The following is a 26,634-nucleotide window of genomic DNA, read 5'->3' as shown; positions in this document are numbered from 1 at the left end:
TCAGATCCTCCATTGGAAAGCGGGGCTGGCGAACAACAGCGCATAGCCGTCCCTCAGGGAACCGGCGCGACGCAGGCCGATGGCGAAATCGCCGTCGACCGCGGCGTTGCCGAGCACCGATACCGCGCATTGGTAAGGCGCCGACGCCTTCGGGTCGATCCGCGCGGCGAGCATTTGCGCCGCCTGGATGCGTTTCCATAGACCGTCAGGGCTGCTCCAGTCGGCGGCGGTGTCGGGAAAGCCCGCCGGCGAACGCGGGGTGAACACCGGCTGGCCGAGGCTCGACAGCAGATTGATCAGCGCGCGCGCATCGTTGCCGACCGGCAACTCGCCGGCACGCAATGCCGAGACCACGAAATCGTTCGGCGTCTTGAACTTGCGCGCATTGTCCGCCCACGACTCCTGGCTTTCGACCAAGGCGCGGTACAGCGCGCGCAGATCGCCGTCGTGGCTCAGATAGGCCTGGGCCATGCGCTTGACCAGCGCCGGCGGCGGCTGGTCGGCGACGAAATGGCGCGCGAGCTTGAAACTCAGATGATGGGCGGTGGACGGATGCTTGGCCAGGTCGGCCAGGACCGCCCGCCCCTGCTCGACCCCGCCTTCGGCGTAACGGCGGCCGAGCACCCGACGTTCGCCGGGTTCGTGCGAGGCCTTGCGAAAGGTGAAGGCGTTGTCGGGAATGCGCTCGCCGGCGGCCTTGGCCTCGCGCGAATTGAAGGTGCTCCAGCCGGTGATCGCACGCGCCAGCTCGAGCACGTCGTCCTGGCGATAACCGCCGTCGACGCCGAGCGTATGCAGTTCGAGGATTTCGCGGGCCAGGTTCTCGTTGAGCCCGCGTCGTTCGCGACGCATCAGTTCGGCGCGCTGCGCCGCCGCCGAGTCGTTGCCGATCGAAATCGAATTATCGAGATAACGCAGCATCGCCGGATGGCTTTCGACCGCGAGCAGCATGTCCTCGAACCGGCCCAGCACGTGCGGACGGATCGCTTCGCGCTCCATCGCCGCGGCGTACAAGCGCGTATCGCCCTTGTCGATGGAGACCGCGAAGTGATTCGACCAGAACTGGGTCAGGCGCTCGACGAAGGGCCGGTCGGTGCGCGAGGCATGGCGATAACGCGCGGCGAATTCGTCGAGCTGGCGACGGCGCAGGTCGCGCCGCATCTGCTCGGCGCGTTCGCCGGCTTGGTCGACGTCGACGGCCTCGCCCGCAGGTTGAACCGGCGCCATCGCATCCGCAGCGCTCATCGAGGCACCGGGCTGCATATCGCCCATCGCCGCGGGCGGCGCGGTCTTGGCCCGGCCTGCGCGGGCGGCGCTGAGCTGTTCGTATTCGCGCGTCATCGTCACGGCGCTGCTCGGCAGGCCGTGAAATTCGTCGAGCGGGGGCGGCTCGCGCAGTTGCGCGAGCAGAATCTCGCGGCCGTCGCCGCTGCCTTCGAGTTCGCCCGGCTTGGCGCCGAGCCCGAAACGATTGGCGGCCGTCGCCTTGCTTGCACTCATGCGGCCTCCCAGGAGTGGAGTTCCAGGATGAACGCCCTGATGCCGCTTGCGTTGACAGGATCGGGCCGCTTTGGCGACGCGCTCCCGATTCCGCTAACCCGATCTCACTCTCGCGACCTCATGTTCATGAGTTCATTCGCGGGTCATTCTTCGACCGATTCGCCGGCGACGGTCATGCGGCCGACCAGGATCGAACCGGTGCGCACGTGCGAGCGGTAATCGACGTCGCTGCCGACCGCTTCGACCGCGGCGAACATCTTGCGCAGATTGCCGGCGATGGTGATGCCGTCGACCGGATACTGGATCTGGCCGTTCTCGACCCAGAAACCGGCGGCGCCGCGCGAGTAATCGCCGGTCACGGTGTTGACGCCCTGCCCCATCAATTCGGTGACCAGCAGGCCGCGCCCCATGTCGCGCAACATCGCAGGGAAATCGCCGGCATTCGCCGCGACCTGCAGGTTATGCACGCCGCCCGCGTTGGCCGTGGTCTGCAGGCCGAGCTTGCGCGCCGAATAGCTGCCGAGCACGTAGCGCTGCAGCACGCCGCCGCTGACGATGGCCGATTCGCGCGTGGCCACGCCTTCGGCGTCGAAGGACGTCGAACGCAGACCGCGATGCAGGAACGGCTGCTCCTCGATCTGGAACCAGGACGGGAACAACTGCGCGCCGACGCTGTCGAGCAGGAAGCTGGCCTGGCGGTACAAGGCGCCGCCGCTGATCGCGCTGAGCAGATGACCGACCAGCGAGCGCGCGCTTTCGGCCGCGAACAGCACCGGGTAGTCGCCGGTGGCGATCTGCCGCGGCGCGAGCCGGGCGATGGTGCGCTCGCCGGCCTTGCGGCCGACGCTGGCGGCCGATTCCAGGTCGTCGGCGGCCAACGCCGAGCTGTACCAGCCGTCGCGCTGCATGGCGTCGCCGCGGCCGGCGATCATCGCGCAGCCGAAGCTGTGCTGGGTGCTGCGCTCGCGACCGACGAAGCCGTGCGAGTTGGCGTACACACCGAGGCTGGCGCCGGTGCCCACCGAGGCGCCGTCGGAGTTCTCGATCCGCGCGTCGTAGTCGCGGCCCGCGCTTTCGCAGGCCAGGGCCAGCTCGACGGCGTGGTCGGCGTCGATCGCCCAGGGATGCCAGCTGTCGAAATCGCGCAGATCGCTCGCCATCAGGGCCGGATCGGCCAGGCCGGCGGCCTCGTCGTCCTCGGTGTATCGGGCGATCGCACAGGCCTGCTCGACCGTGGCTTCCAGGCTCTCGTCGCGCAGGTCGGCGGTGCTGGCGCTGCCCTTGCGCTGGCCGAAATAGACGGTGACGGCGATGCCGCGGTCGCGGGTGGCCTCGACCGTCTCGACCTCGCCCATGCGCACGTTCACGTTCAGCCCCGCCTCCTCCGAGCAGGAAACCTCGGCCTGGCTGGCGCCGCGGGCCTTGGCGGCCGCCAGCAGGCGCTGGGACAGGTCGGCGAGCAGGTCCAGGCGCGCCTCGGGATCGGCGAAAGTGTGGGCCGAAGCGGTCGGAATGAGGGCGACTGCGTTCAATGTCTTATCCTTGCGGTACGCGGCGCGTCGGCGGCGCGGGAATTCAGGTCAGTTTGACGGTACGAGAGGTGTTTTGCGATGCGCGGCAGAGACGAAGAAACCGGCGAGTTCCTCAGCCCCAGCCGGAGCCAGAACCGGCGCGAGGCGCTGGAGGTGCTGGCCCTGGGCGAGAAACTGGTGTCCTTGACCGAGGCCCAGCTGTCCAAGCTGCCGGTGCCCGAGTCCTTGCTGCCGCACATCCGCGATTGCAAGCGCATCACCGCCAACATCGCCCACAAGCGCCAGTTGGCGTTCCTGGCCAAGCAGATGCGGCGCGAGGACGACGAGGTGCTCGAAGCGATCCGCGATGCCCTCGACGAGGACGGCGAAGCGGCGCGGCGCGAGGTCGCGGCGATGCACCGCATCGAGAACTGGCGCGAACGCCTGCTCGCCGAAGGCGATACGGCGCTGGCCGCGTTGCTCGACGAATACCCGCAGGCCGATCGCCAGCGTCTGCGCCAACTCGCGCGCAACACGTTGGAAGAGCGCAAGCGCAACAAGCCGCCGCATTCGTTCCGCGAGCTGTATCGCGAACTGCGCGACGTGATCCTCGGCGCGGGCGCCGCGGCCGATGCGGCCGACGAAACCATCGACGACGGCCATCCCGACGACTGACGCTCGTCGCCGGCGATGAAGCCCGCCGCCCGAGCCATCCGGCTCGGACTCTCGTCGCGCACTGCGATCCGGCGCTCCGCGTCGCCTTCTCCTGCCTGCGGGAGAAGGCAACGATGGCTTGCCGCCGCGATCACGCGCTGGTGCCACCCACGGTCAGGCCTTCGATCAACAGCGAAGGCTGGCCGACGCCGACCGGCACGCTCTGCCCGTCCTTGCCGCACACGCCGACGCCTTCGTCGAGCGCGAGATCGTGGCCGATCATGCGCACCTTCTGCATCGTCTCCGGGCCGTTGCCGATCAGGGTCGCGCCCTTGACCGGCGCGGTGACCTTGCCGTCTTCGATCAGATAGGCCTCGGTCGCAGAGAACACGTACTTGCCGCTGGTGATGTCGACCTGGCCGCCGCCGAAGTTGACCGCGTACAGGCCCTTCTTGACCGAGCGGATCATCTCTTCGGGATCGTGCTGGCCGGCCAGCATGTAGGTGTTGGTCATGCGCGGCATCGGCAGATGGGCGAAGGACTCGCGGCGGCCGTTGCCGGTCGGCGCCATGCCCATCAAGCGCGCATTGAGGGTGTCCTGCATGTAGCCGACCAGGACGCCGTCTTCGATCAAGGTGGTGCAGTTGGTCGGCGTGCCTTCGTCGTCGATGTTGAGCGAACCGCGGCGGCCGTCGAGGGTGCCGTCGTCGACGATGGTCACGCCCGGCGAGGCCACGCGCTGGCCCATGCGGCCGGCATAGGTCGAGGTGCCCTTGCGGTTGAAATCGCCTTCCAGGCCGTGGCCCACCGCTTCGTGCAGCAGCACGCCGGGCCAGCCCGGGCCGAGCACGACCGGCATGATGCCGGCCGGCGCATCGATCGCCTCCAGGTTCACCAGCGCCTGGCGCAGCGCTTCGCGCGCGAGCCGGTCGGGCTTGTCGCCACCGAGCAGCTCGGCGTAGCTGTAGCGGCCGCCGCCGCCGGCATAACCGCTTTCGCGGCGGCCGTTGTGTTCGACGATGATCTGCACGTTCAGCCGCACCAGCGGGCGCACGTCGGCGGCTAGCACACCGTCGCTGCGCGCCACCAGGATCGTGTCGATGCCGCCGCTGAGGCTGACGATGACCTGCTTGACCCTCGGGTCGGCCGCGCGCAGCAGCTTGTCGATACGGCGCAGCGCCTCGACCTTGGTTTCGTTGCCGATCGAGTCGATCGGATCTTCGCTCGGGTACAGCGAACGCCCGCCGCCGCGCACCAGCGTCTTCGCCGATTGCGCATGACCGTCGCGGGCGATCGCGCGCGCCGACCTCGATGCCGCCAGCAAGGCCTCGCTGTTGATCTCGTCGGAATAGGCGAAGCCGGTCTTCTCGCCGCTGATCGCGCGCACGCCGACGCCCTGCTCGATCGAATGCGAACCGTCCTTGACGATGCCGTCCTCGACGCTCCAGCTCTCGCGGCGCGAATGCTGGAAATACAGGTCGCCGAAGTCGATGCCCGGCCCGAGCAAGGTGCCGAAGCTGCGCTCCAGGCCGCCGGCATCGAGCCCGGCGGGCAACAAGAGGCGGTTTTCGGCGATCTGCAGGGGAAGGGTCATATCGGAACCATGGGGACGTGGAAGGGTCATCTTAGGCGGCGCGGCGGCGGTTTGGCGCGGTCCGCGGCCACCCGGACGAGTGTGGACGGCTGCGGCGCGGGAAACCGTGTCGCAACCGCGTTGTCGAAACCGAAATGGTGGCGCCGGCCGGCGCAATCAACCGCCGCAAGCGGCCGCGGCCGGGGCTCGGCCGGTTTGGGCCGGACCGATTCGCCCGCCATGGCCGTGCCGGCGCCGTGGGCCGCAGCCGAACCGAAGCCTGGCGTGCGGGCTGAATCGCCGTTCAGCCCGGCGGTGGCGCGACTGGCGGCGCCACCGGCGGCGTCAAACGCGTCTGCTCGCGCGTCACCACCTCGACCTTCGGCTCTTTCCACGGCCCGGTGACCCGGTAGGTCTTCGAGGCGAGGCTGCCGAGCGGTTTCTGCAGCACCGCGTTCGCTGCCGCGCCGATCGCTGCACCGACCGGCCCGGCCGCGAGCGCGCCGACCGCGGTCAGCAGATTGGCCGCCTTGGGCCGCACTTCGATGGTCTGGTCGTAGCGCTGCGCACGCAGATCGGCCGCGCCGCGGATGGCGATCGCCGCGGCCGGACCGTCGATCACCAGGTTGTCGCTGCGCGCGGTGCCGTTGCCGAAGCGCACGGTGCCGTCGATGCGATCGAAGGCGAAGCCTTTCGAGAACAGGTCGCGGAAATCGAGGGTCAGGCGACGCGGCAACTGGGCGATGCTGAGCAGGCCGAGCACGCGGCCGGCGCCGGGCTCGACCTCGATCAGGCGGCCGTTGCGCGCCTCCAGGCTCAGGCTGCCTTCGAGCGAACCCAGTGCGAACGCCGCCGGGCTGCCCGGCCAACCCGCATCGAGCTTGGCCTTGGCCTTGCCGCCGCCGATCTGGCCGGCGAAACCGAAACCGCCGAGCAGCGCGCCGACATCGCCGCTGTCGAGGGCGACGTTCAAATGGGTGCGTGCCGCCGCGCCGCGGCCGGTCCAGTCGCCGCTGATGTCGAGCGACTGTTTGTCGGCGCGCGTGCTCAGTTGTTCGATGCGCAGGCCGGCCGGCGTCGGCCGCGTGCGTATCATCGCCTTGCCGAGCGCGGCGTCGCCGACCCGCAGTTCGGTGATGTCGAGCGCGAGCGCGGGGATCTTCGCCGGATCGATGGCATTGGCGCCGCCCGGCGCCGCGTTCGCGGCCGCGCCTGCCGGCGCGCTGCCGGCCGTGGCGGCCGCGTTACTCGCGTTGGTTGCGGCCGCATTCGCGGGCGTGGACGTCGATGGCGACGCGGTCGGCGTGCGCCAGTGCACGCGGGCGAAACGTCCGGCGATGGTGCCGCCCTCGCCGCCCGGAATCAGCAGCGCGCCTTCGAGCGCCGCGCCCTCGGCGCGCACCGCAGTCGCGCCGCGCGGCGCCGGCGCGACGATCACGCGCGTGTTGGGGAAACTGCCGCCGAGCAATTGCAGATGCTGCGCGGTGACGTCGATGCGCTGCAGCGCAAGGCCGTCGCCGCTGCCGCCGCCGTGCGCGATCGCGATCCAATCGATCGCCTCGAGCGTCGCGGCGCGGCCGGTGGCGATCAGGCCGCTGGCCGGCGGCGCTTCGTCGACGCGGTTCGCGCCGAGCACGACGCGCACGCCGGTCTTGCCGGCGGCGCTGCGCGCGCGCAAGGCCAGGACATTGCCCAGGCCGACGCGCACATCGCCGCTGCCGAGCGGCAATGGGGTTTCGATGGTCGCCGGCAGGTTCGCCGCGGCGGCCTTGTCGAGCGGCGGCGGCAAGGTCAGCGCGGTACCGACCAAATTCGATTGCAGACGCAACAGGGTCGGCGTCGGCGCGGACACGCCGGGCCTCGGCGTCGTGCCGGCGGCATGAGCGGCATGAGCAGCCCTTGGAATCGAAATCCCGACCGTCCACAGCGAACGCCCGTCGAGATAGGACTTCAACCAGGCCAACTCGTCCGGACCGCGCCCGATCAACTCGTCGGCGCCGGACACGACATCGAGCCCGGCCTCGAACACATTGCCGCGGTCGCGCACGAATTCGTCGCCGGCACGCAAGGACAGCTTGCCCGGCGCGCCTTCGTGCATCACCGCCAGATCCTCGGCGCGGAAACCGCCGCGGCCGTACTCGGCATGGCCGCGCACTTGTTCGAAGGCGATCTTCCAGCGCGGATCGGCGAGCTTGGCGTTGTCCAGGTCGACCGTGCCGGCGATGCGGGTGATGCTGTTCGGCTGCAAGGGCATCTGCATCTCGAACCCGACCCGCGCCGGGCCGCTGGCGCGCAGATTGTCGAGCGTGTCGGCGTGGTCCTTGCGCAGCGGGCTCTGCTTGAGCAGCGCCTGCAACTGCGCCGCATCCGCCGCGGCTTCGGCCTGCACGCGCAGATGGCCGTCCTTGTAGTGATCGATACCGGCGCCGACCTTGCGCACGCCGACACCGGCGATGCGGCCGCTGCCTTCGACGCTGAAGCCGTCGGCGACGAAACGCACTTCGGCGTCCAGGCCTTCGACCGCCGGCCATTCCGGCTGGAACTTCACCACCGCATCGTCGAGACGGGCGCTGGCTTCGAACAGGCCGTTATTGCGATTGAACGGCCAATCGTCGAGGTCGCCGGAGATCACCGCGCGCGCATCGTTCAGGCGCCCGCCCACCAGGGCAGTGTCGAGCCAGTTCACCAACTTGGCCGACATGCGGTTGCGGATCCAGAAGCCCTTGGCGACCGGCACCTGGGTCGGGTCGATGTCGGCGGCGATATCGATCCACGGCCGCGTGCCGTCGCCCTGCCACCACAGACCGCCGCGCGCGCTGAGGCCGAAATCGTCGCCGCGCACGCGCAACGCGGTGGTGCCCAGGCGCCAGCCCGCGCCTTCGCGCCAGCCGCCGACGCGGCCCTGCAGCTTGACCGTATGCGGCACGCCGAAACCGCGCGGCCAGTCGAAGCGCATCGGCGAGTTTTCGTCGAGGTCGAGGGTGAAGCCGTCGGCATCGCCCTCGAAACGGCCGGCCAGGCCCTGCAGGCCCGGCGCATCGCCGACCGCGTCGAAGCCGAGCGCTTCGATGCTCGCGCTCGCGAACATCGGGCCGCCGCGGCGGCCGTTGAGCGCGATATTACGCAGCGACGCCCGCGGTTTGGCGGTTTCGAACCAGTTGCGCAAGCGTTCCGGCAAGGCGTCGCTGAGCGCGGCCACCGCGATCAACGGGCCGGCATCGATGCGTTCGGCGCGCAGCGCGTAGTGCTCGCCGCCGGCGACGGCGAGGCCGTCGAGGGTTTGCACCTCCTCGCCGCTGCCGATGCGCAGCTTGGAGGCATCGAAACGCCAACCGTGATCGGTCAGGCGCCAATGCGACAAAGTTTCGACGTGTTCGAAATCGACGCGTGCCGCGGCCGCGGCCGCAGCCGCGTTCGTCCCCGGCTGTGCACGCTCGGCGCGCAGACCGACGCGGTCGAGCGCGGCCGACAGCGTCACCGAAGCGACGCGATGGTCGCGCAGTTCCGCCCAGGCCTCGGCCCGGCCCTGGCCCGACTCGACCCGGATGCCGGCGAGCTTGAGCAAGGGCGACCAGCCGGTCAGGTCGGCGCGGGTGGCGCCGGCATAGGCGCGGCCGTCGCCGCGCTCGCGATCGAAGTCCACCACCGCATCGAGCGGCGTCGACGGCGCACCGGCCACGCCGACCGTAGGCCAGGCGCGTACGCCGGCGCGCACGCGCTTGCCGTCGACGCGCAGACGCAGGTCGATCTTCGGCACCCGCGCATCGATGCCGAGCGAAGGCGCGATCACCGCAAGCCGGCCATCGATGACCTGCAGTTCGCCCAGGCCTTCGAGCGCCGACAGCGGATCGCGCTGGCGCGTGTCCTGCTGGCCGGGCAGACCGCGCACCTTCCAACGGCCGTCGTCGCTGCGCTCCAGGGTCAGGTCGAGGCCCTTGAGGCGCAGTTCCGAGAACGACTGCCCGGGCAGCAGCCCGGCGTACACCGAGACCAGCATTTCGGCATCGCCGATGGTGAAGGCCTGGCTGCCCTCGCCGATGCGTAGCCCATCCAGGCGCAGCAAGGGCCCGCGCCGCGTCCACTGCGTCTCGACCTTGTCGAACGCCACCGGCCGCCCGGCGCGCTGGCTCAACCAGGCCGCGACGCGGTCCGGATGGCTTTCAGCCAAAGGCAGGACCTGGCTCGCCGCACCCAGCAGCACCGCCACCAGCACGAGCACGATCGCGACGCCATAGAAGGCGCCACGACGGGCCATGCGCAAGCGGCGGCGCAGCGGGGTAGGCATCAGGCCCGCGCTCCGCGCGCGCCCGACGGGAATCGGGAATGGGGAGTCGGGAATCGGAAGAACAAAGGCACGGTCAGTCTGCGTTGCGGGCAAGACTTCGCAGAATCGCTCTCACGATTCCCGATTCCCCATTCCCCATTCCCGGCTTCAGAGCAGAACCACATCGAACTGCTCCTGCGCGTACTGGTCCTCGGCCTGGAAGCGGATCGACTTGCCGAGGAATTCCTCCAGCTCCGCCACCGCCGCCGATTCTTCGTCGGTGATCCGCGCGACCACCTTCGGCGAGGCGATCACCAGCAAACGCGCGGCGTCGAACTGGCGCACCTGGCGGACGATCTCGCGGAAGATCTCGTAGGTCACCGTTTCCGGCGTCTTCAGGGTGCCGCGGCCGCCGCATTCGTGGCAGGCCTCGCTGAGCTGGCGCTCCAGGCTCTCGGTGGTGCGCTTGCGCGTCATCTCCACCAGGCCCAGCGGCGAGAATTCGTAGACCGTGGTCTTGGCGTGATCTCGGGTCAGCGCCTTTTCCAGCTGGCGCAGCACCTGGCGGCGATGCTCCAGGTCGGTCATGTCGATGAAGTCGATGATGATGATGCCGCCCAGGTTGCGCAGCCGCAGTTGCCGGGCGACCGACTGCGCCGCCTCGAGATTGGTCCGGTAAACGGTCTCCTCGAGATTGCGTTGACCCAGGAAGGAACCGGTGTTGACGTCGATCGTCGTCATCGCCTCGGTCTGGTCGATGACCAGATAGCCGCCGGACTTCAGCGGCACTTCCTTGTCGAGCGCGCGCTGGATCTCGTCCTCGACCCCGTACAGGTCGAAGATCGGCCGCGCGCCGGTGTAGTGCTCGATCTTCTCGGCCAGCCCCGGCATGTACTGCGCGGCGAAGCTGCGCAGGCGCTCGCAGGTCTCGCGCGAGTCGACCTTGACCTTCTCGACGTCGCGGCGGATCAGGTCGCGCACCGCGCGCAGCGGCAGGCTCAGGTCTTCGTAGACGCGTTCGCCGACTTTCGAGCTCTGCGATTTCTCGGCGATCAGGGCCCAGGCCCGGCTCAGATAGCCGATGTCCTCGGCCAGGGCTTCCTCGGGCTGGCTCTCGGCGTTGGTACGCACGATGTAGCCGTGGTTGTCGCCGGCCGGGGCCAGGGTCGTGACCAGCGACTTCAGCCGCGCTCGCTCGCCCTCGTCCTCGATCCGCGCCGACACCCCGACCACGCGCGTGCGCGGCAGCAGCACCAGATAACGCGAGGGAATGCTGAGCTGGGTGGTCAGGCGCGCGCCCTTGCTGCCGATCGGGTCCTTGACCACCTGGACGATGATTTCCTGGCCTTCGCGCAGCAACTCGGCGATCGGCCGGGTCGGCGTCGGCGGCAGCGGCGCTTCGTCGCCCTCGCCTTCGCCGACCGGGTTGTGCTTGACGATGTCGGCCGCGTGCAGGAACGCCGCGCGCTCCAGGCCGATCTCGACGAACGCCGCCTGCATGCCCGGCATCACCCGCTGGACCTTGCCCTTGTAGATGTTGCCGACCACGCCGCGGCGCCAGCCGCGCTCGATGTGCAGCTCCTGCAGCATGCCGTTCTCGACGACGGCGACGCGGGTTTCGCGCGGAGTGACGTTGACCAGGATTTCTTCAGTCATGAGGCGGGGTGAGTCCCAAGTCAGGCGATCGTCGGATGGAAAGAACGCGGTGCGGCGCGGTCGAACGTAAGCGCGGCGGCCTAGCCGCCGACGCCGAACTCCCGCAGCAGCCGCGCCGTCTCGTGCAGCGGCAACCCCATCACCCCCGAATAACTGCCGGCCAGATGCCGCACGAAGACTTCGGCGCCGCCCTGGATCGCATAGGCGCCGGCCTTGCCCTCGGGCTCGCCGCTGGCGACATAACGCGCGATCGTGGCCTCGTCGAGCTCGGCGAAGCTGACCTGCGAGACCGACAGCGCCTGCGCCTCGCGCGAGCGCGAGACCAGCGACACCGCCGAAATCACCTGGTGGGTACGCCCCGACAGCTTGCGCAGCATGGCCGCGGCATCGTCGGCGTCGCGCGGCTTGCCGAACACCTCGTCGTCGAGCACGACCTCGGTATCGGACCCCAGCACCAGCGCGGTCGGATTGCCCAGCACCTGCAACAGGCCGGCGCCGGCTTTCTCGCGGGCGACCCGGCGGACGTACTCCAGCGCCGGTTCGTTGGGCTGGCGGTGTTCGGGCACATCGAGATCGAGTACGCCGAATTCCAGGCCGAGGCGGGTCAGCAATTCGCGTCGCCGCGGCGACTTGGAGGCAAGATAGAGCATACGGAAAGCATAACCCGCGCTGACTGAGCGCCAGCCGACGACGAGCCGCGCAAACCCCGTAACGAATCACGGTTCGTTCACCAGTTCAGCAAGACCCTACCCCTCGTCCTTCAAGGAGCACCACATGACCCGGTCGTCGCCACAGTCTTTCGCCCGCCTTTCGTTGCGCCCGCTGGCGCTCGCCGCTTTCCTCGCCTTCGGAGCCGCAACCGCCATGACCGCCCAAGCCCAGACCGCGCCCGCCTACGTCGCCAGCGACGGCACCCTGCTGTCGGTGTCGGCCCAGGCCGAGGCGCGCCGCACGCCGAACATCGCCACCTTGTCGACCGGCGTGGTCACCCAGGCCGCCGACGCCAATGCCGCGATGCGCGCCAACGCCGAGCAAATGAGCAAGGTCGTGGCCGCGATCAAGGCCGCCGGCATCGCCGACCGCGACGTCCAGACCGGCGGCATCAACCTCAACCCGCAGTACCGCTACGCCGAGAACCAGCCGCCGGTCATCACCGGCTACCAGGCCAACAACAACGTCAACATCGTCGTGCGCGACTTGTCCAAGCTCGGCAAGATCCTCGACGCCCTGGTCGCCACGGGCGCCAACCAGATCAACGGCCCCAGCTTCGACATCGACGACAAGGAAAAGGACGTCGCCTACGACGAAGCCCGCCGCAGCGCCATCGAGAAGGCCCAGGCCCGCGCCGAGATGTACGCCAAGACCCTGGGCATGAAGGTCCGCCGCATCGTCAGCGTCAGCGAAGGCGCGCGCTTCGGACCGCCGATGCCGATGCCGATGATGGCCATGGGCCGGATGGAAAAGGCGTCGGCCGACACGCCGATCGCGCCGGGCGAGAACGCCTTGTCGATGACCCTCGACGTCGTCTTCGAGTTGGGCAAGTAAGCATGGCCGGCCCGACCAAGACCACGCCGCCGGCGCCGGATCCGAAGCCGGGCCGCACCCCCGGCTACCCGGAACCGCAGCCGCGCAATCCCGACGACGCGCGCCAGCCGCACCCGCGCAAGCCGCCGAACCCCGACGAGGGCGGGCTGCAGCGCGAACCCGAGAGCGGCCCGGACCCGACCGACCGCTGAGCCTTGCTCATTGAGCCGTAGACACCAGGATGGCCCGCGCAAGCGGGCCTTCCTGTTTCTTGCGCGCGGCGGCACCGACCAATGCAGGCCGGCAAGTGGCCAAGCGCATGCCCGCCACGCGACGTTGCCGTCCATTCAGCATCCGCCGTTCGCGGGCGGGCCGCAGGCCGGCGCGGCGAACGCTGCGCCGAAGCGAAAAAACCCGGCGATTTTTCAAACGCCGCCCTCGTCTGCGGGCGTCGCCGGTGGCCGTCGAGCGCGCCGCAGGCCGACCAAAGTCGCAAACGAGAAGCGCTTGCATCCGCAAATCGGCCGGCGCATTTTTGTGACGCGGCACCACTGTTCTTGCTCAACCCCGCCGGCGGTATCCGAACGTTGTCAGTGATGTCAGACAAGCCAAGGAGGTAGCTCATGGTTCGCGCGATTCCCTCTCACTCCCACACGCCATTGGACGGCACCCGCATCGCCGCCAACGCCGGCGCCATCGCCTTCAACGCGGCGATGCTGATGTTGATGCTGGTCCCGCTGAGCGCGCCGCGTTTGCTGGTGTCGCCCGAAGAACCGGTAATCCCGGAATTCATTCCCAGGCCTACCCAGCTCGTCGAACCGCCGCCGCCGAAACTGGTCGAGGTCGTCCGGAGGCCGCAGCAACAGCAACCCATCGTCCAGCCGCAGGTCCAGCCGGTCGAAGCCCCGCCGGTCGTGGTCGACAACCCCGAGCCGCAACCGATCGATTTCGCTGGCGCCGAGACCGTCACCCGGGCCACGCCGCAGATCGACCTGGGTCCGCAGACCCTGACCGGCGCAGTCCTGCAGAGCCTGAAGAACCCGCCGCCGAGCTATCCGCCGCAGGCGGTGCGCGAGGGCCTGACCGGCGTGGTCGAGCTGGAGATCCTGGTCGGCATCGACGGCAAGCCGATCGACGTCAGCATCGTGCGCAGCAGCGGCCATCGCCTGCTCGACCAGGCCGCGCGCAAGGTCGTGCTGAACCGCTGGACCTTCCAGCCGGCGATGAGCAACGGCCAACCGGTGCAGGCGCGCGGCCGCGTGCCGATCGAGTTCAAGCTGGATCAATAATTCCCGAACGACGCATCGAACCGAAGCCCGGGCTCATCGCCCGGGCTTTTTTTGCGCGCAAACTTTGTTGCGCGAGCCGTCGGTTGATCCGGGGCCAAGCGCGCGCCCTCGATGCAAATCGATCCGGCCGCAACGGCCCGCGATCGAACCCGCCGCTCAGGCGCGGTGATAAGGATGGTTCGCCAACAGCGCGGCGGCCCGGTACAACTGCTCGGCGGCGACCAGCCGCACCAGCATATGCGGCAAGGTCAGCGGGCCCAGCGACCATTGTTCGTCGGCGCGCGCCAGCACCTCGGGCGCATGCCCTTCCGGGCCGCCGATCAGGAACGCCAGGTCGCGGCCCTGGCCGCGCCAATGCTCCAGCCGCTGCGCGAGTTGCTCCGAGGTCCACAGGCGCCCGCGCCCTTCCAATGCGACCACACAGGCGTTCTTCGGCAGCGCGGCGATCACCCGCGCGCCTTCGTCCTGGGTCGCGCGCACGGCGTCGCGGCCCTTGCCGCGCAGACCCGGCTCGATCTCGACCAAGTCCAGCGGCAACCAATGCGAAAGACGTTTCTGGTACTCGCCGAATCCTTCCGCGACCCAGCGCGGCGCTCGCTCGCCGACGGCGATCAGTCTGCTTTTCATGCGCGCATGGTAGCCAAGCGTGCGCGGTCCCGCCGGCCTCGGCGCGGCATTGTCATATTCCGGTTACCGCACCGGGCTAGCGTGCAGGGTTCCCCCGCCCCACCCCAGCCCCGCAGGAGTTTCCACGATGGATGCTTTCGATCCCTCCCGCCGCCAGGTCATCAAGAGCAGCGCCGCCGCCATGGCGATCGGCGCGATGGGCAGTCTGAGCGCGCTGTACACGCGTCAGGCCGCCGCCGCGACCGACCCGACCCGGCTTTCCCCCGTCCCGAGCCGCTACGGCGCGCTGGCGCCGGTCGCCGACCTCAGCACCGGCCTGCCCCTGCTGCAGTTGCCGCGCGGCTTCAGCTATCGCTCGTTCGCCTGGAGCGGCGACCGCATGGACGATGGCCAGGTCTGTCCGGACCGTCACGACGGCATGGCCGTGGTCGCCACGCATCGCGGCGCCCAGCATCCGCACGGCCGCGGCCACGGCCGCAGCGAACTGATCCTGATCCGCAACCACGAACGCGGCGCCGGCAGCACCCCGATCCGCGCGCCCGGCATGTACGACACCGGCACCGTCAGCGGCGGCCAGCCCGGCGGCGGCACCACCACCCTGCGTTATCGCTCCGGCGAAGGCCGCCACGGCGACGAATGGCGCGGCGTGGAACCGAGCCTCGGCGGCACCCTGGTCAATTGCGCCGGCGGCCCGACCCCGTGGGGCACCTGGCTGAGCTGCGAGGAAATCAAGAGCAACGCGGTCTCCAGCACCGGCCACAAGCACGGCTACGTGTTCGAGGTCGACCCGCGCAGCGAACGCACCAGCGGACGCCCGATCGTCGAGATGGGCCGCTTCAGCCACGAGGCGGTGGCGATCGATCCGCGCACCGGCATCGTCTATCTGACCGAAGACGACCGCAACAAGTCCGGCTTCTATCGCTTCATTCCGAACCGCCGCGCCGGCTGCCACGGCTCGCTCGAACACGGCGGCCGCCTGCAGGCCGCGCGCGTGCGCGGCAAGCCCAACGCCGACCTCACCGCGGTCGCCATCGGCGCCGAATACCAACTCGAATGGGTCGACATCCCGGATCCGGATCTGGACTCGATCGCCGCGCCGAACGGTTTCCCCGACATCGGCGCCGGCGACACCCTCAGCGGACCGTTCGCCCAGGCCTGGAGCGAAGGCGGCCTGCGCATGAGCCGCGGCGAAGGCATCTGGTACAGCTACGGCAAGTTGTTCATCGTCGACACCAGCAACGGCACCGACGCCAAGGGCCGCAAGGGCCGCGGCAACGGCGCGGTGTGGGTGCTCGACCTGTTCACCCAGCGCATGCGCGCGCTGTTCGTCAGCAGCCACCAGCTCGCCGCGCACAACCCCGACAACATCACCGTCAACGCGCGCGGCGGCGTGGTGCTGTGCGAAGACCCGGATGCGGCGCCGGCCGGCAGCCCCGACGAGTACGGCCCGGGCACGCGCCTGGTCGGCCTGACCCGCGGCGGCGAATCGTTCTATCTGTGCAAGAACAACGCCGAGCTGACCTCGACCCAGATCGCCAACGCCGGCAAGCACGTCGCCGAAGGCGATTACCGCGACAGCGAATTCTGCGGCGCCTGCTGGGACCCGGCCGCGCGCACCTTGTTCGTCAACATGCAGTCGCCGGGCATCACCTTCGCGATCACCGGCCCCTGGGAACGCGGTCCCTTGTGATCGCGGGCTAACCCAGCCCTGCGCGCATCGCGGCGCCGTGCACCGGCGTCGCGATGCGCGGCCCGGCGACAGCGGATCCGGTCGGCCGCAGACCCGGCCGCAAATAAAGAAGGCCCGGCAATGCCGGGCCTTCGAGTTTCCGCAGCGCCGAGGATCAGCGCAGGTTTTCTTCGATCACCTTGATCTGCACGCGCTTGCGCAGCGCCGTGGTCAGTTCGCGGCTTTCTTCGTAACCGCCCATCTGCGAGATCTGCGTGCGCAGCATGTCGAGCTGGGCCGCCGGGATTTCCGACTTGCTGCCCGGCTTGACCTTGTTGACCGCGAACAGGACCACGCGGCCGTCGGCGAGCGCCGACTTGCCGGCGGCGACCTTGCCTTCGGCCGGCGCCTTGAGGGCGAAGATCGCTTCGCTGACTTCCGGCGTCGGCAGCGGCATGCCGCGGGCGACGTCCGGGATCGTTTCCGGGGCCGTCAGCTGCTTGGAGGCGGCCACCGCGGCGATCGCTTCGCCGCCGTTGATGCGCGCGACCAGCGCATCGGCTTCCTTCTGCGCGGCCTTGATGCCGCGATCGGTGCGCACCGCGGCGATCACCTTGTCGCGGACCTGGGCCAGCGGCAGCGCGCGTTCCGGCGTATGCGAGACGACGCGGATCAGCACGCTGTGCTCCTGGCCGATCTCGATCGGATCGCTGACCGTGTTGTCCTGCAGGCGCGCATCCGAGAACGCGGCGCGGATCACCGCCGGGTGGGCGCCGATGCCCTGGCCGTTGGCCGCGGCATCGCGGGTGACCGGGCCGACCTTCTGCACCGGCAGGTTCATCGCCTTGGCCGGACCGTCGAGCGAGGTCGGGTTCTTGTAGACCAGGTCGACCAGCTTGGCCGAGAAGTCGTTGAAATTGCGCTCGCGGCTGGTTTCGGTCTCTTCGCGCAGCAGCGCGTCGCGGACCAGCGCGAACGGCTGTTGCTCGCCGCTCTTGACCTCGCGCACCACGATCACGTGCCAGCCGCTGTCGTCCTTCACCGGCGCACTGATCTCGCCGACCTTGAGCTTGAACGCGGCGTCTTCGAACGCGCCCGGGATGTCGCCCTTGCTGACCCAGCCCAGCTCGCCGCCGGCGGCCTTGGAGCCGAGGTCGTCGCTGTTGCCGCGGGCGAGCGCGGCGAAATCGGCGCCGGCGGCCTTGGCCTGGGTCGCGAGCTGCGCGGCCTTCTGCTCGGCGGCCTTCTGCGCCGCGGCATCGGCGCCGGAGGCGACGTTGACCTGGATGTGCGAGATCAGGCGCTGTTCCTGGGCGATGAAGCGGCTCTTCTCGGCCTCGTAACGGTCCTGCAACGCCTTCTCGGTCGGCAGCGGCGGCGGCGGCAGGGTCGCGCCGTTGATCTCGACGTATTCGAGGTTGACGCTCTCGGGCGCGCGGAAATCCTTGGCGTGGCCGTCGTACCACTTCTGGATGTCGGCGGCGCTGACCTCGGCGGTGTCCGGGGTCGGCGGCGGCAGCATCACCAGGCTGACGTCGCGGCGTTCGCCCATGAGCTTGATCAGGCGGTCGGTTTCGGCGTGGGTAAGGAAGTTGCTCTGGCCGATACCGCCGGTCAGCAGGGTTTCCATGAGGCGGGCGCGCACGAACTGTTCGAACTCGGTCGGCGTCTGCGCCGGCTGGCGCATCTGCAGGCCGAGCACGTAGCGCTCCTGGTTGAACTTGCCGGTGCTGTCCTGGAATTCCGGGACCGCCTGGATGGTCTTGATGACCAGCGCATCGCTGACCGCCAGGCCGTCGACTTCGGCCGCGAGCTTGCGCACGCGCTCGTCGATCAGCGTTTCGAGTATCGCGCGCTTGCTCTCGGGCTTCTCGAACTCGCGCGCATCGAAGGCTTCGCCTTCGGCGGCGCGGCGGCGATCGCGTTCTTGCTGGAAGCGCGTATTGAATTCCTGCGCGTCGATCGACTCGTGCTTCCACAGCATCGAGGCCGGCCACCACGACGGCGCCGAACGCCACCACGACGGGGCCATGTCGATCCGCGCGACCGAGCTGTCGACGCGCTGCACGAGGTATTGCTCGATGCCGACGAAGGCGAAGGGAATGATCAGCAAGCCGAGGATCACGGTGGCGATCCAGCCCGAGGTCTTGTCGCGAAGTGTCTGCAGCATGTCCGAGTCGCGTTCAGTCGTAAGCCGGACAGTTTAGCGCGGTTCCGGCCCCCAGGCGGATGGGGCGACGACGGTCGCATTCCGGGCGGCCGCCCGGGGCCGGCGGACGGGCTGCGGACGGGTCGGGCCGGATGCTGCGGCGCGAAAAACGGCGGCTGCGCGAGCGATTCCGCTGCAGGCGGGCCTCGCTGCGGGCCGACCCGCTGCAGGACGACGGCGAATGCCGGCGGTGGCAGCGAGGCCGGCGGCTGGGCCGCGGCCGCAGGCTGCGCCCGAATCGCAGGCATAAAAAAAGGCGCCGTTTCCGGCGCCTTCGCAAAACTGGCGGAGTGGACGGGACTCGAACCCGCGACCTCCGGCGTGACAGGCCAGCATTCTAACCGACTGAACTACCACTCCGCGTTTTGAAACTTCCGCATCCGCCGCGCCGCGATCGCGTAAAAAACGAATGCTCTCACTTATATAAAACAAAGGCGCCGTTCCCGGCGCCTTTGGCAAAACTGGCGGAGTGGACGGGACTCGAACCCGCGACCTCCGGCGTGACAGGCCAGCATTCTAACCGACTGAACTACCACTCCGCGTTTTGAACTCTTTCAACCGAATCCTGACTCGTGTGTCTTGCCTGACTTCATCTTTCGGATGACGCCTTGGCAGAAAGACCAGCGAGACTGGTGGGTGCTGAGGGTTTCGAACCCCCGACCCTCTCCGTGTAAAGGAGACGCTCTACCGCTGAGCTAAGCACCCGAGTGCATCGGATTCTGCTTGGCGATGCCCCAGGCACCGCCGGCGAGCTGCTTAGTTTACAGCATCCTTCAGCGCCTTGCCAGCCTTGAAGGAAGGATTCTTCGACGCTGCGATCTTGATCGTTTCGCCGGTCTTCGGATTGCGACCCTGGCGGGCGGCGCGCGCGCGCACCTGGAAGGTACCGAAGCCTACGAGCGTAACAGTGTCGCCCTTCTTGAGCGCCTTGGTGACGACGTCGATCAATGCATCGACGGCGGCGGTAGCGTCGGTCTTCGACAGCTCGGCGGTTTCGGCAACTGCCCCTACGAGATCGGCCTTGTTCATTATTTTCTTGACTCCTGTGCGGATTGGACCGCGTGTTCTGAGAATCGGATCTACGCCAGCAGGCGTACGTCCCGATCAAGCGTGCCGCGCTGCAGAAGCAGGATTTCCTGCAGCGCGGTTGCGGTCGTTATACCAGCGGCATTTTGGGGGCGCAAGCGTGAAAGCTAGCAGCGACGCGGCTTTCAGCGCTTTTTTCGGGTTTCCGACCGACGGCCCGACTTAATGCTTGACGTCGGGCTGCGCAGCCGTCTTGCCGCCGTCGCGCACCGGCAGCTCGCCCTCGCCGGAGGGCGGCGTCGGTGCGATGGGGCGTTCCAACGCGAGGTCGAGCACCTCGTCGATCCAACGCGCCGGCACGATCTTGAGGCCCTGCATCACGCTCTTGGGCAGGTCGGAAAGATCCTTGCGATTCTCCTCGGGAATGATCACGGTGCGGATGCCGCCTCGCAGCGCCGCGAGCAATTTTTCCTTGAGCCCGCCGATGGGCAGCACGCGTCCGCGCAAGGTGATTTCGCCGGTCATCGCGACGTCGGCCTTGACCGCGTTCTTGGTCAACATCGACACCAATGCGGTGGCGATGCCGATGCCCGCGCTCGGGCCGTCCTTCGGCGTCGCGCCTTCGGGCACGTGCACGTGCACGTCGTGCTTCTGCAGGAACTCGACATCGATGCCGAGCCGTTCGGCGCGCGAACGCACCACCGACAAAGCCGCCGACGCGGATTCCTTCATGACGTCGCCGAGCTGGCCGGTCAGGATCAGCTGACCCTTGCCCGGCACCAGGGTGGCTTCGACCTGGAGCAGGTCGCCGCCGACTTCGGTCCAGGCCAGGCCGGTGACCAGGCCGATCTCGTTCTGCTCTTCGGCGCGGCCGAAATCGAAACGGCGCACGCCCAGGTACTTCTCGAGATTCTTCGAACCGACGCTCATCGCGCCGTCCTTGTCCTTCTTGAGCTTCGGACCGGCCAGGGCGATTTCCTTGACCACCTTGCGGCAGATCTTGGAGATCTCGCGCTCGAGGTTGCGCACGCCGGATTCGCGCGTGTAGTAACGCACGATGTCGCGCACCGCCGATTCGGCGATCTTGATTTCCTCGACCTTCAAACCATTGGCCTTGATCTGCTTGGGCAGCAGATAGCGCATGGCGATGTTGAGCTTCTCTTCCTCGGTGTAACCCGGGATCCGGATCACTTCCATGCGGTCCAGCAACGGGCCGGGAATGTTGAGCGAGTTCGAGGTCGCCACGAACATCACTTCGCTGAGGTCGAGGTCGACTTCGAGGTAGTGATCGTTGAAGGCGTTGTTCTGTTCCGGATCGAGCACTTCCAGCAACGCCGAAGACGGGTCGCCACGGAAGTCCATCGACATCTTGTCGATTTCGTCGAGCACGAACAGCGGGTTCTTGCTGCCGACCTTGTTGAGGTTCTGGACGATGCGGCCCGGCATCGAACCGACGTAGGTACGGCGGTGGCCGCGGATCTCGGCCTCGTCGCGCACGCCGCCGAGCGACATGCGCACGAACTTGCGGTTGGTGGCCTTGGCGATGCTCTGCCCCAGCGAGGTCTTGCCCACGCCCGGCGGACCGACCAGGCACAGGATCGCGCCCTTCATGTTCTTCACCCGCGTCTGCACGGCGAGGTATTCCAGGATGCGCTCCTTGACCTTTTCCAGACCGAAGTGATCGGCGTCGAGGACGTCCTGCGCGGCCTTGAGGTCCTTGCGGATCTTGCTGCGCTTCTTCCACGGCACGCCGAGCAGCCAGTCGAGATAGTTGCGCACGACCGCGGCCTCGGCCGACATCGGCGACATCTGCTTGAGCTTGTTGAGCTCGGCCTTGGCCTTGGTTTCCACCGGCTTGGGCATGCCGGCCTCGGCGATCTTGCGCGCGAGCTCGTCGACGTCGTTGGGCGCATCGTCGATCTCGCCGAGCTCCTTCTGGATCGCCTTCATCTGCTCGTTGAGGTAGTACTCGCGCTGGCTCTTCTCCATCTGCGACTTGACCCGGCCGCGGATGCGCTTCTCCAGCTGCTGCACGTCGATTTCGCCGTCGACCAGGCCGACCAGCTGTTCCAGGCGCGCGCCGATGGCGTGGGTCTCGAGCAGCTTCTGCTTGTCGCCGATGCGCACGCCCAGGTGCGCGGCGACGGTGTCGGCGAGACGGCCGGGTTCGTCGATGCCGGCCAGGGTCTGCATCAGCTCCGGCGGCAGCTTGCGGTTGGTCTTGACGTACTGCTCGAACAAGCCCATCAGCGAGCGCGCGATCGCCTCGACTTCGCGCTCTTCGCGGTCGATCACCGGCTCGACCACGTCGGCCTGGCCGGACAGCGCGCCGTCGCGTTCGAGGACGTCGCCGACCTTGACCCGCGACACGCCTTCGACGAGGACCTTGATGGTGCCGTCGGGCAACTTGAGCAACTGCAGCACCTGCGCGAGCGTGCCGATCTCGTACAGATCCTCGGCGACCGGATCGTCGGTCTCGGCGGATTTCTGCGCGACCAGCAGGATGCGCTTGTCGGACTCCATCGCCAGGTCGAGGGCGCGGATCGACTTGTCGCGGCCGACGAACAGCGGGATCACCATGTGCGGAAACACGACCACGTCGCGCAGCGGCAGCACCGGCAGTTGCAGGATTTCGTGTTCGGTACGGTCGGACATGCGGACTCCAGATGTATGCGTTAGGCAGCCACTACGGCGGCCACGCCCGATTTATGGGGTTGGCGCCCGAACGATGCAAGCACGACATTGGTCCCAACGCCGTCAGCATGCGCCAAACCCTTGCCAATCAAGACATTGAGGCGATTACGGCACTCAATGTTCCAGCCAAGCGTTCAGTATCACAAGCTACTGACATTTGACTGGCGCAGATGCACGGAACCGGGCGTCGCAGTCCGACCCGACGATGGCCGATCTCCCCTCCCCGGCCGCGACGATGCGGCGCCTTACCCGATCAGACGCCGCCCACGGCCCGGATCGGACAGGCGGGACCCGGGAGCGGCCTTGAGGCCTGCCGAGAGCCAGCCGAAGCAGTCCGGCCGGCGCATGGCGCAGGCCGGCCTGCGGCGTCCGCGGGGCCTCTCGGTCCGGCGCAGAAGAAACAGGGGCAAGCCGGCCGATGCGTTTGCGGGCGGCGGATGACAGGTCAATCAGCACCCGGCGTACCGAGCGCCCGGTCGGACGCATCGCGGCAGCCGCCCTGCCGCTCCGGCCGGCCGTTGCCGACCCCGGATAGCAAACGCCCCGGCAGGGCCGGGGCGTTCGGGGTTTACTCGGCCGCGGCGACCTTCGGCTGCGCTGGCGGCGTCTGATAGATCAGGTACGGCTCGGACTTGTGCTCGATCACCGACTCGTCGACGACTACCTTGCTGACGTTCTCCAGCGACGGCAGTTCGTACATCGTGTCCAGCAGGACCGATTCGACGATGGTGCGCAGGCCGCGCGCGCCGGTCTTGCGCTTGAGCGCGCGACGGGCGATCGCCGCGAGCGCGTCGGGACGGAATTCGAGCTCGACGCTCTCCATCTCGAACAGCTTGCGGAACTGCTTGGTGATCGCGTTCTTCGGCTCGGTGAGGATCGAGATCAGCGCCGCTTCGTCGAGCTCCTCGAGCGTGGCGACCACCGGCAGGCGGCCGACGAACTCGGGGATCAGGCCGAACTTGATCAGGTCTTCCGGCTCGACCTCGGCCAGGATGCGGCCGATGTCGATCTTGCGCTCGCTGCTCTTGACCTTGGCGCCGAAACCGATGCCGCCGGCCTCGGTGCTGCGCTGCTGGATGATCTTGTCCAGGCCGGCGAACGCGCCGCCCACCACGAACAGGATGTTGCGCGTGTCGACCTGCAGGAATTCCTGCTGCGGATGCTTGCGCCCGCCTTGCGGCGGCACGCTGGCGATGGTGCCTTCGATCAGCTTCAGCAGCGCCTGCTGCACGCCTTCGCCGGAGACGTCGCGGGTGATCGACGGGTTGTCGCTCTTGCGCGAAATCTTGTCGATTTCGTCGATGTAGACGATGCCCTGCTGCGCTTTTTCGACGTCGTAGTCGCACTTCTGCAGCAGCTTCTGGATGATGTTCTCGACGTCTTCGCCCACGTAACCGGCTTCGGTCAGGGTGGTCGCGTCGGCGATCGTGAACGGCACGTTGAGCAGGCGCGCCAGCGTTTCGGCCAGCAGCGTCTTGCCCGAACCGGTCGGGCCGACCAGCAGGATGTTCGACTTCGACAGTTCGACGTCGTCGTTCTTCTGCCGGCTCTCGATGCGCTTGTAATGGTTGTATACGGCCACCGCCAGGGTGCGCTTGGCGCGCTGCTGGCCGATCACGTATTGGTCGAGCACTTCGAGAATCTCGCGCGGCTTCGGCAGATGGCTGCGGGCCGACTGCGCCTTCTCCTCGAGCTCCTCGCGGATGATGTCGTTGCACAGCTCGACGCATTCATCGCAGATGAAGACGCTCGGGCCCGCAATCAGCTTGCGGACTTCATGCTGGCTTTTACCGCAGAACGAGCAATACAGGATCTTGTTGCTGTCGCCCGTGCTGCGTCCTTGTCGATCGTCGGTCATGCTTTGGCCCGTTGGTGCTCGAATCGTACTCATATTCCCGATTGGCCATCTCGGCAAGCGCCAAAATGGCCGTTCGGCTATCGCAGCCCGAGAATAACACACCCCCCGGCCCCGCCCTGCGGGCGGGACTGGCGGCGGTTACCCAGTGCGATCAAGGGTTTGCGCGCCTGGACGAACGGTCAGGCAGCCTGGACCGAGTCGTCCGGACGGCGCTCGAGGACCTGGTCGATCAGGCCGTATTCGCGCGCGGCTTCGGCGCTCTTGAAGTTATCGCGCTCGGTATCGCGCGCGATCGTCTCCAGCGCCTGGCCGGTGTGCTTGGACAGGATCTCGTTGAGGCGCTGACGCAGGGTCAGGATCTCGCGAGCGTGGATGTCGATATCGGTCGCCTGGCCCTGGAAGCCGCCGAGCGGCTGGTGGATCATCACGCGCGAGTTCGGCAGGGCGTAACGCTTGCCCTTGGCGCCCGCGGCGAGCAGCAGCGCGCCCATGCTCGCAGCCTGGCCGACGCAGATCGTGCTCACGTCCGGCTTGATGTACTGCATGGTGTCGTAGATCGCCATGCCGGCGGTGACCACGCCGCCCGGCGAGTTGATGTAGAGGCTGATGTCCTTTTCGGGATTCTCGGCCTCCAGGAACAGCATCTGGGCCACGATCACGTTGGCGACATGGTCGTCGACGCCGCCGACGAGGAAGATCACGCGCTCTTTGAGCAGGCGCGAATAGATGTCGTAGGCGCGTTCGCCGCGGCTGGTCTGTTCGACCACCATCGGCACCAGATTCAATGCTTTGGTTCGGTTGTCCATTTCAACGGCACCTATTGGCTGACGTGGAGTGCGCTTGTAATGCAAGCGCGGTCCGGCCAACTTGGGGCCGGCCGGACCGCAGCGCAAGAGGCGCGATTGCTAAAAGCGGCATTACCGCCTAGCACGCCCGATCGGGAAAGCTCGAAAGCCGCCGATCAGGCCGGGCGGATCGCTTCGCTGAACGACAGCGGCTGCTCGGTGTGCTGGGCGCGCTCGGCGATCCAGTCGATCACCTGCTCTTCCATCACGCGGTTCTGCAAGCCGGCCATCAGCTGCTGGTCGTTGCGGTACAGGTCGATCACCTGCTGCGGCTCCTCATAGGTCGAGGCGATCAGGCGCAGGGTCTCGTTGACGCGCTTGGGCTCCAGGCGCAGCTCGTGGCGGCGGGCGATCTCGCCGACCAGCAGGCCGACCAGCACGCGCTTGCGCGCTGCGTCCATGTAGTTCAGGTGAGCGTCGGCCGGGGCTTCGATCTGGCGGCCCTGGCGACGGGCCTGCTCGACGGTCTGCCAGACCATGTCGCGGGCTTCGTTCTCGACCAGCTTCGGCGGCATTTCGACCGACTCGTAGGCGGCGATCAGCTGCTCGCCCACTTCGCGGCGCAGGCGGGTCATCAGCGCGCCCTTGAGCTCGCGCTCCAGGTTGGTGCGGATGTCGTTGCGGAACTGCTCGGCATCGCCGCTCTTCACGCCGAAGCTCTTGATGAACTCGGCGTCGACGTCCGGCAGGACCGGCTCGGACACGTGGTTCAGCTTCAGGTGCACGCTGGCCTTCTGGCCGGCGAGCTGCGGGGCGCGCCATTCGGCCGGGAATTCGACTTCGGCGACGGTTTCCTCGCCGGCCTTGAGGCCGACCAGGGCGTCCTCGAGCGGCTTGAACATGGATTCCGAACCGATCACGGTGCTGCCGTGCTCGGCGCCTTCGGCCGGCAGACGCTCCTCGCCGACCTGGGTCCAGGTCTCCAGCTCGACCACGTCGCCCTGCTGGGCGGCGCGATCGACCGACTTCAGGGTGCGGCGCTGCAGGCGCAGGTTTTCGATCATCGCGTCGATGTCGGCGTCGGCGACTTCCGAAACGTGACGGACGATGTTGAGCTTGGCCACGTCGATGTCGCCGAAGTCCGGCACGACCTCGAAGGTCGCCACGTAGGACAGCGTCTCGCCGCTTTCGTTGGCCGGCTCGATGCGCGGGTTACCGGCGATCTGCAGCTTTTCCTCGCGGATGGCGTTGCCGAAGCTTTCGCGCAGCATGCCGTCGAGGATTTCGGCCCGCACCTGCGCGCCGAAACGCTGCTCGATGACCTTGGTCGGCACCTTGCCGGGGCGGAAGCCCTTGATCTTGGCGCCGCGCGCGATTTCGCGCAGGCGGCCGCCGACCTGGTTTTCCAGGTTCTCGGCCGGGAGGCTGAAGGTCAGTCGGCGTTCGAGCGAGCCCAGCGATTCGAGCGAAACTTGCATATCCACTCCTGCGACCACGGCACTCGCCGCAGCACGATGTTGATGATCTTGTCCGGCCGCCGTTATCGACGAGACCCTCGCCGGCCAGCGGAACTTGCTAGTTTGGCCGATTACGGGCCGGCCTGCCAGCGCCTGGGGCCGAAAAGCCGTCCGGACGGGGTGGCGGGGGCCGAAACGGCGGAATTCGCGACCTGGGTCGCAGCCGAGGGCGGGTTTGGAGGCGGTTTGGCGCGCAGTGAAGCCGGCTGGACGGGAGCGGCTGGCCCGGCGGCTACCCCTGAAGCTGGAGGCTGGCGCGGCCAGGCTGAGGGCCGGTC

Annotated in this window: 18 protein-coding genes and 3 tRNA genes; 5 read left to right on the top strand and 16 right to left on the bottom strand. The window is 68.1% G+C overall.

Annotation, left to right across the window (positions count from 1 at the left end; genetic code table 11):
- Entirely contained in the window at positions 1–1,500 is a 1,500-nt protein-coding gene (locus tag ACKN61_RS09150) for a DUF1800 family protein (RefSeq protein WP_408953218.1), read from the bottom strand.
- Positions 1,501–1,643: 143 nt separating this feature from the next.
- Entirely contained in the window at positions 1,644–3,014 is a 1,371-nt protein-coding gene (gene pmbA / locus ACKN61_RS09145) for a metalloprotease PmbA (RefSeq protein WP_223619607.1), read from the bottom strand.
- A gap of 96 nt (positions 3,015–3,110) precedes the next feature.
- Here pmbA and yjgA point away from each other — a divergent pair, with 96 nt between their 5' ends.
- A complete protein-coding gene (gene yjgA / locus ACKN61_RS09140) occupies positions 3,111–3,686 on the top strand; it encodes a ribosome biogenesis factor YjgA (protein WP_408953217.1) in 576 nt (191 codons plus the stop codon).
- Between the two features lie 130 nt (positions 3,687–3,816).
- Here yjgA and tldD read toward each other — a convergent pair whose 3' ends face one another.
- The 4 genes from tldD to ACKN61_RS09120 all read right to left on the bottom strand — a co-directional run bounded on the left by tldD (position 3,817) and on the right by ACKN61_RS09120 (position 11,808).
- On the bottom strand, positions 3,817–5,259 hold the full coding sequence (tldD, locus tag ACKN61_RS09135; protein WP_031372519.1) for a metalloprotease TldD: 1,443 nt from the start codon (positions 5,257–5,259) through the stop codon (positions 3,817–3,819).
- Positions 5,260–5,542: 283 nt separating this feature from the next.
- Complete coding sequence (locus tag ACKN61_RS09130) at positions 5,543–9,523, bottom strand: YhdP family protein (RefSeq protein ID WP_408953216.1); 3,981 nt, start codon at positions 9,521–9,523, stop codon at positions 5,543–5,545.
- Positions 9,524–9,670: 147 nt separating this feature from the next.
- A complete protein-coding gene (gene rng / locus ACKN61_RS09125) occupies positions 9,671–11,158 on the bottom strand; it encodes a ribonuclease G (protein ID WP_031372517.1) in 1,488 nt (495 codons plus the stop codon).
- A gap of 80 nt (positions 11,159–11,238) precedes the next feature.
- Positions 11,239–11,808, bottom strand: a complete 570-nt coding sequence (locus ACKN61_RS09120; protein WP_408953215.1) for a Maf family protein — start codon at positions 11,806–11,808, stop codon at positions 11,239–11,241.
- Between the two features lie 124 nt (positions 11,809–11,932).
- Here ACKN61_RS09120 and ACKN61_RS09115 point away from each other — a divergent pair, with 124 nt between their 5' ends.
- The 3 genes from ACKN61_RS09115 to ACKN61_RS09105 all read left to right on the top strand — a co-directional run bounded on the left by ACKN61_RS09115 (position 11,933) and on the right by ACKN61_RS09105 (position 13,971).
- The gene (locus ACKN61_RS09115) at positions 11,933–12,703 is read left to right on the top strand and encodes an SIMPL domain-containing protein (RefSeq protein WP_051885096.1); all 771 of its coding nucleotides are present in this window, start codon (positions 11,933–11,935) and stop codon (positions 12,701–12,703) included.
- Between the two features lie 2 nt (positions 12,704–12,705).
- Positions 12,706–12,894, top strand: coding sequence for a hypothetical protein (locus tag ACKN61_RS09110; protein WP_408953214.1), 189 nt, complete (start codon positions 12,706–12,708; stop codon positions 12,892–12,894).
- A 411-nt stretch (positions 12,895–13,305) separates the two neighbouring features.
- Entirely contained in the window at positions 13,306–13,971 is a 666-nt protein-coding gene (locus ACKN61_RS09105) for an energy transducer TonB (RefSeq protein ID WP_408953213.1), read from the top strand.
- A 156-nt stretch (positions 13,972–14,127) separates the two neighbouring features.
- Here the strand turns inward: ACKN61_RS09105 and rlmH are convergent, their stop codons facing one another.
- Positions 14,128–14,598 carry a 23S rRNA (pseudouridine(1915)-N(3))-methyltransferase RlmH gene (rlmH, locus tag ACKN61_RS09100; protein WP_031372512.1) on the bottom strand — a complete coding sequence of 157 codons (471 nt, stop codon included), beginning with the start codon at positions 14,596–14,598 and terminating at the stop codon, positions 14,128–14,130.
- A 127-nt stretch (positions 14,599–14,725) separates the two neighbouring features.
- On the opposite strand from rlmH, the gene ACKN61_RS09095 reads away from it, so the two are divergent.
- Positions 14,726–16,288 (top strand): alkaline phosphatase PhoX, encoded by a 1,563-nt coding sequence (locus ACKN61_RS09095; protein WP_408953212.1) that lies wholly within the window; start codon positions 14,726–14,728, stop codon positions 16,286–16,288.
- A 154-nt stretch (positions 16,289–16,442) separates the two neighbouring features.
- Here the strand turns inward: ACKN61_RS09095 and ACKN61_RS09090 are convergent, their stop codons facing one another.
- From ACKN61_RS09090 to tig, 9 genes are all read right to left on the bottom strand, one after another.
- Positions 16,443–18,437, bottom strand: coding sequence for a peptidyl-prolyl cis-trans isomerase (locus ACKN61_RS09090; RefSeq protein WP_408953211.1), 1,995 nt, complete (start codon positions 18,435–18,437; stop codon positions 16,443–16,445).
- A 322-nt stretch (positions 18,438–18,759) separates the two neighbouring features.
- Positions 18,760–18,836, bottom strand: a tRNA-Asp gene (locus ACKN61_RS09085).
- Positions 18,837–18,938: 102 nt separating this feature from the next.
- Positions 18,939–19,015, bottom strand: a tRNA-Asp gene (locus ACKN61_RS09080).
- 91 nt (positions 19,016–19,106) lie between these two features.
- Positions 19,107–19,181 (bottom strand) — tRNA-Val (locus ACKN61_RS09075).
- A gap of 51 nt (positions 19,182–19,232) precedes the next feature.
- Positions 19,233–19,505, bottom strand: a complete 273-nt coding sequence (locus ACKN61_RS09070) for an HU family DNA-binding protein (RefSeq protein WP_031372509.1) — start codon at positions 19,503–19,505, stop codon at positions 19,233–19,235.
- A 219-nt stretch (positions 19,506–19,724) separates the two neighbouring features.
- Positions 19,725–22,157: an endopeptidase La gene (lon, locus tag ACKN61_RS09065; RefSeq protein ID WP_408953210.1), complete on the bottom strand. Its 2,433-nt coding sequence runs from the start codon at positions 22,155–22,157 to the stop codon at positions 19,725–19,727.
- Between the two features lie 607 nt (positions 22,158–22,764).
- Entirely contained in the window at positions 22,765–24,054 is a 1,290-nt protein-coding gene (gene clpX / locus ACKN61_RS09060; RefSeq protein WP_031372507.1) for an ATP-dependent Clp protease ATP-binding subunit ClpX, read from the bottom strand.
- A gap of 179 nt (positions 24,055–24,233) precedes the next feature.
- Entirely contained in the window at positions 24,234–24,860 is a 627-nt protein-coding gene (gene clpP, locus ACKN61_RS09055; RefSeq protein ID WP_031372506.1) for an ATP-dependent Clp endopeptidase proteolytic subunit ClpP, read from the bottom strand.
- Positions 24,861–25,015: 155 nt separating this feature from the next.
- A complete protein-coding gene (gene tig, locus ACKN61_RS09050) occupies positions 25,016–26,317 on the bottom strand; it encodes a trigger factor (RefSeq protein WP_408953209.1) in 1,302 nt (433 codons plus the stop codon).
- Positions 26,318–26,634: the final 317 nt, after the last annotated feature.

This window comes from Lysobacter sp. Hz25, assembly GCF_046097045.1.
Classification (GTDB): Bacteria; Pseudomonadota; Gammaproteobacteria; order Xanthomonadales; family Xanthomonadaceae; genus Lysobacter; species Lysobacter antibioticus_B.
The sequence above is the reverse complement of the archived record's forward strand: the minus strand, read 5'-3'. Positions and strand labels throughout refer to the sequence as shown.

Coding starts and splice junctions, on each gene's coding strand:
- tig (WP_408953209.1), bottom strand. CDS start 26,317: ATGCAAGTTTCGCTCGAATCGCTGGGCTCGCTCGAACGCCGACTGACC.
- ACKN61_RS09095 (WP_408953212.1), top strand. CDS start 14,726: ATGGATGCTTTCGATCCCTCCCGCCGCCAGGTCATCAAGAGCAGCGCC.
- ACKN61_RS09120 (WP_408953215.1), bottom strand. CDS start 11,808: ATGCTCTATCTTGCCTCCAAGTCGCCGCGGCGACGCGAATTGCTGACC.
- rlmH (WP_031372512.1), bottom strand. CDS start 14,598: ATGAAAAGCAGACTGATCGCCGTCGGCGAGCGAGCGCCGCGCTGGGTC.
- ACKN61_RS09070 (WP_031372509.1), bottom strand. CDS start 19,505: ATGAACAAGGCCGATCTCGTAGGGGCAGTTGCCGAAACCGCCGAGCTG.
- tldD (WP_031372519.1), bottom strand. CDS start 5,259: ATGACCCTTCCCCTGCAGATCGCCGAAAACCGCCTCTTGTTGCCCGCC.
- ACKN61_RS09105 (WP_408953213.1), top strand. CDS start 13,306: ATGGTTCGCGCGATTCCCTCTCACTCCCACACGCCATTGGACGGCACC.
- clpX (WP_031372507.1), bottom strand. CDS start 24,054: ATGACCGACGATCGACAAGGACGCAGCACGGGCGACAGCAACAAGATC.
- ACKN61_RS09110 (WP_408953214.1), top strand. CDS start 12,706: ATGGCCGGCCCGACCAAGACCACGCCGCCGGCGCCGGATCCGAAGCCG.
- ACKN61_RS09090 (WP_408953211.1), bottom strand. CDS start 18,437: ATGCTGCAGACACTTCGCGACAAGACCTCGGGCTGGATCGCCACCGTG.
- ACKN61_RS09150 (WP_408953218.1), bottom strand. CDS start 1,500: ATGAGTGCAAGCAAGGCGACGGCCGCCAATCGTTTCGGGCTCGGCGCC.
- yjgA (WP_408953217.1), top strand. CDS start 3,111: ATGCGCGGCAGAGACGAAGAAACCGGCGAGTTCCTCAGCCCCAGCCGG.
- lon (WP_408953210.1), bottom strand. CDS start 22,157: ATGTCCGACCGTACCGAACACGAAATCCTGCAACTGCCGGTGCTGCCG.
- clpP (WP_031372506.1), bottom strand. CDS start 24,860: ATGGACAACCGAACCAAAGCATTGAATCTGGTGCCGATGGTGGTCGAA.
- ACKN61_RS09130 (WP_408953216.1), bottom strand. CDS start 9,523: ATGCCTACCCCGCTGCGCCGCCGCTTGCGCATGGCCCGTCGTGGCGCC.
- rng (WP_031372517.1), bottom strand. CDS start 11,158: ATGACTGAAGAAATCCTGGTCAACGTCACTCCGCGCGAAACCCGCGTC.
- ACKN61_RS09115 (WP_051885096.1), top strand. CDS start 11,933: ATGACCCGGTCGTCGCCACAGTCTTTCGCCCGCCTTTCGTTGCGCCCG.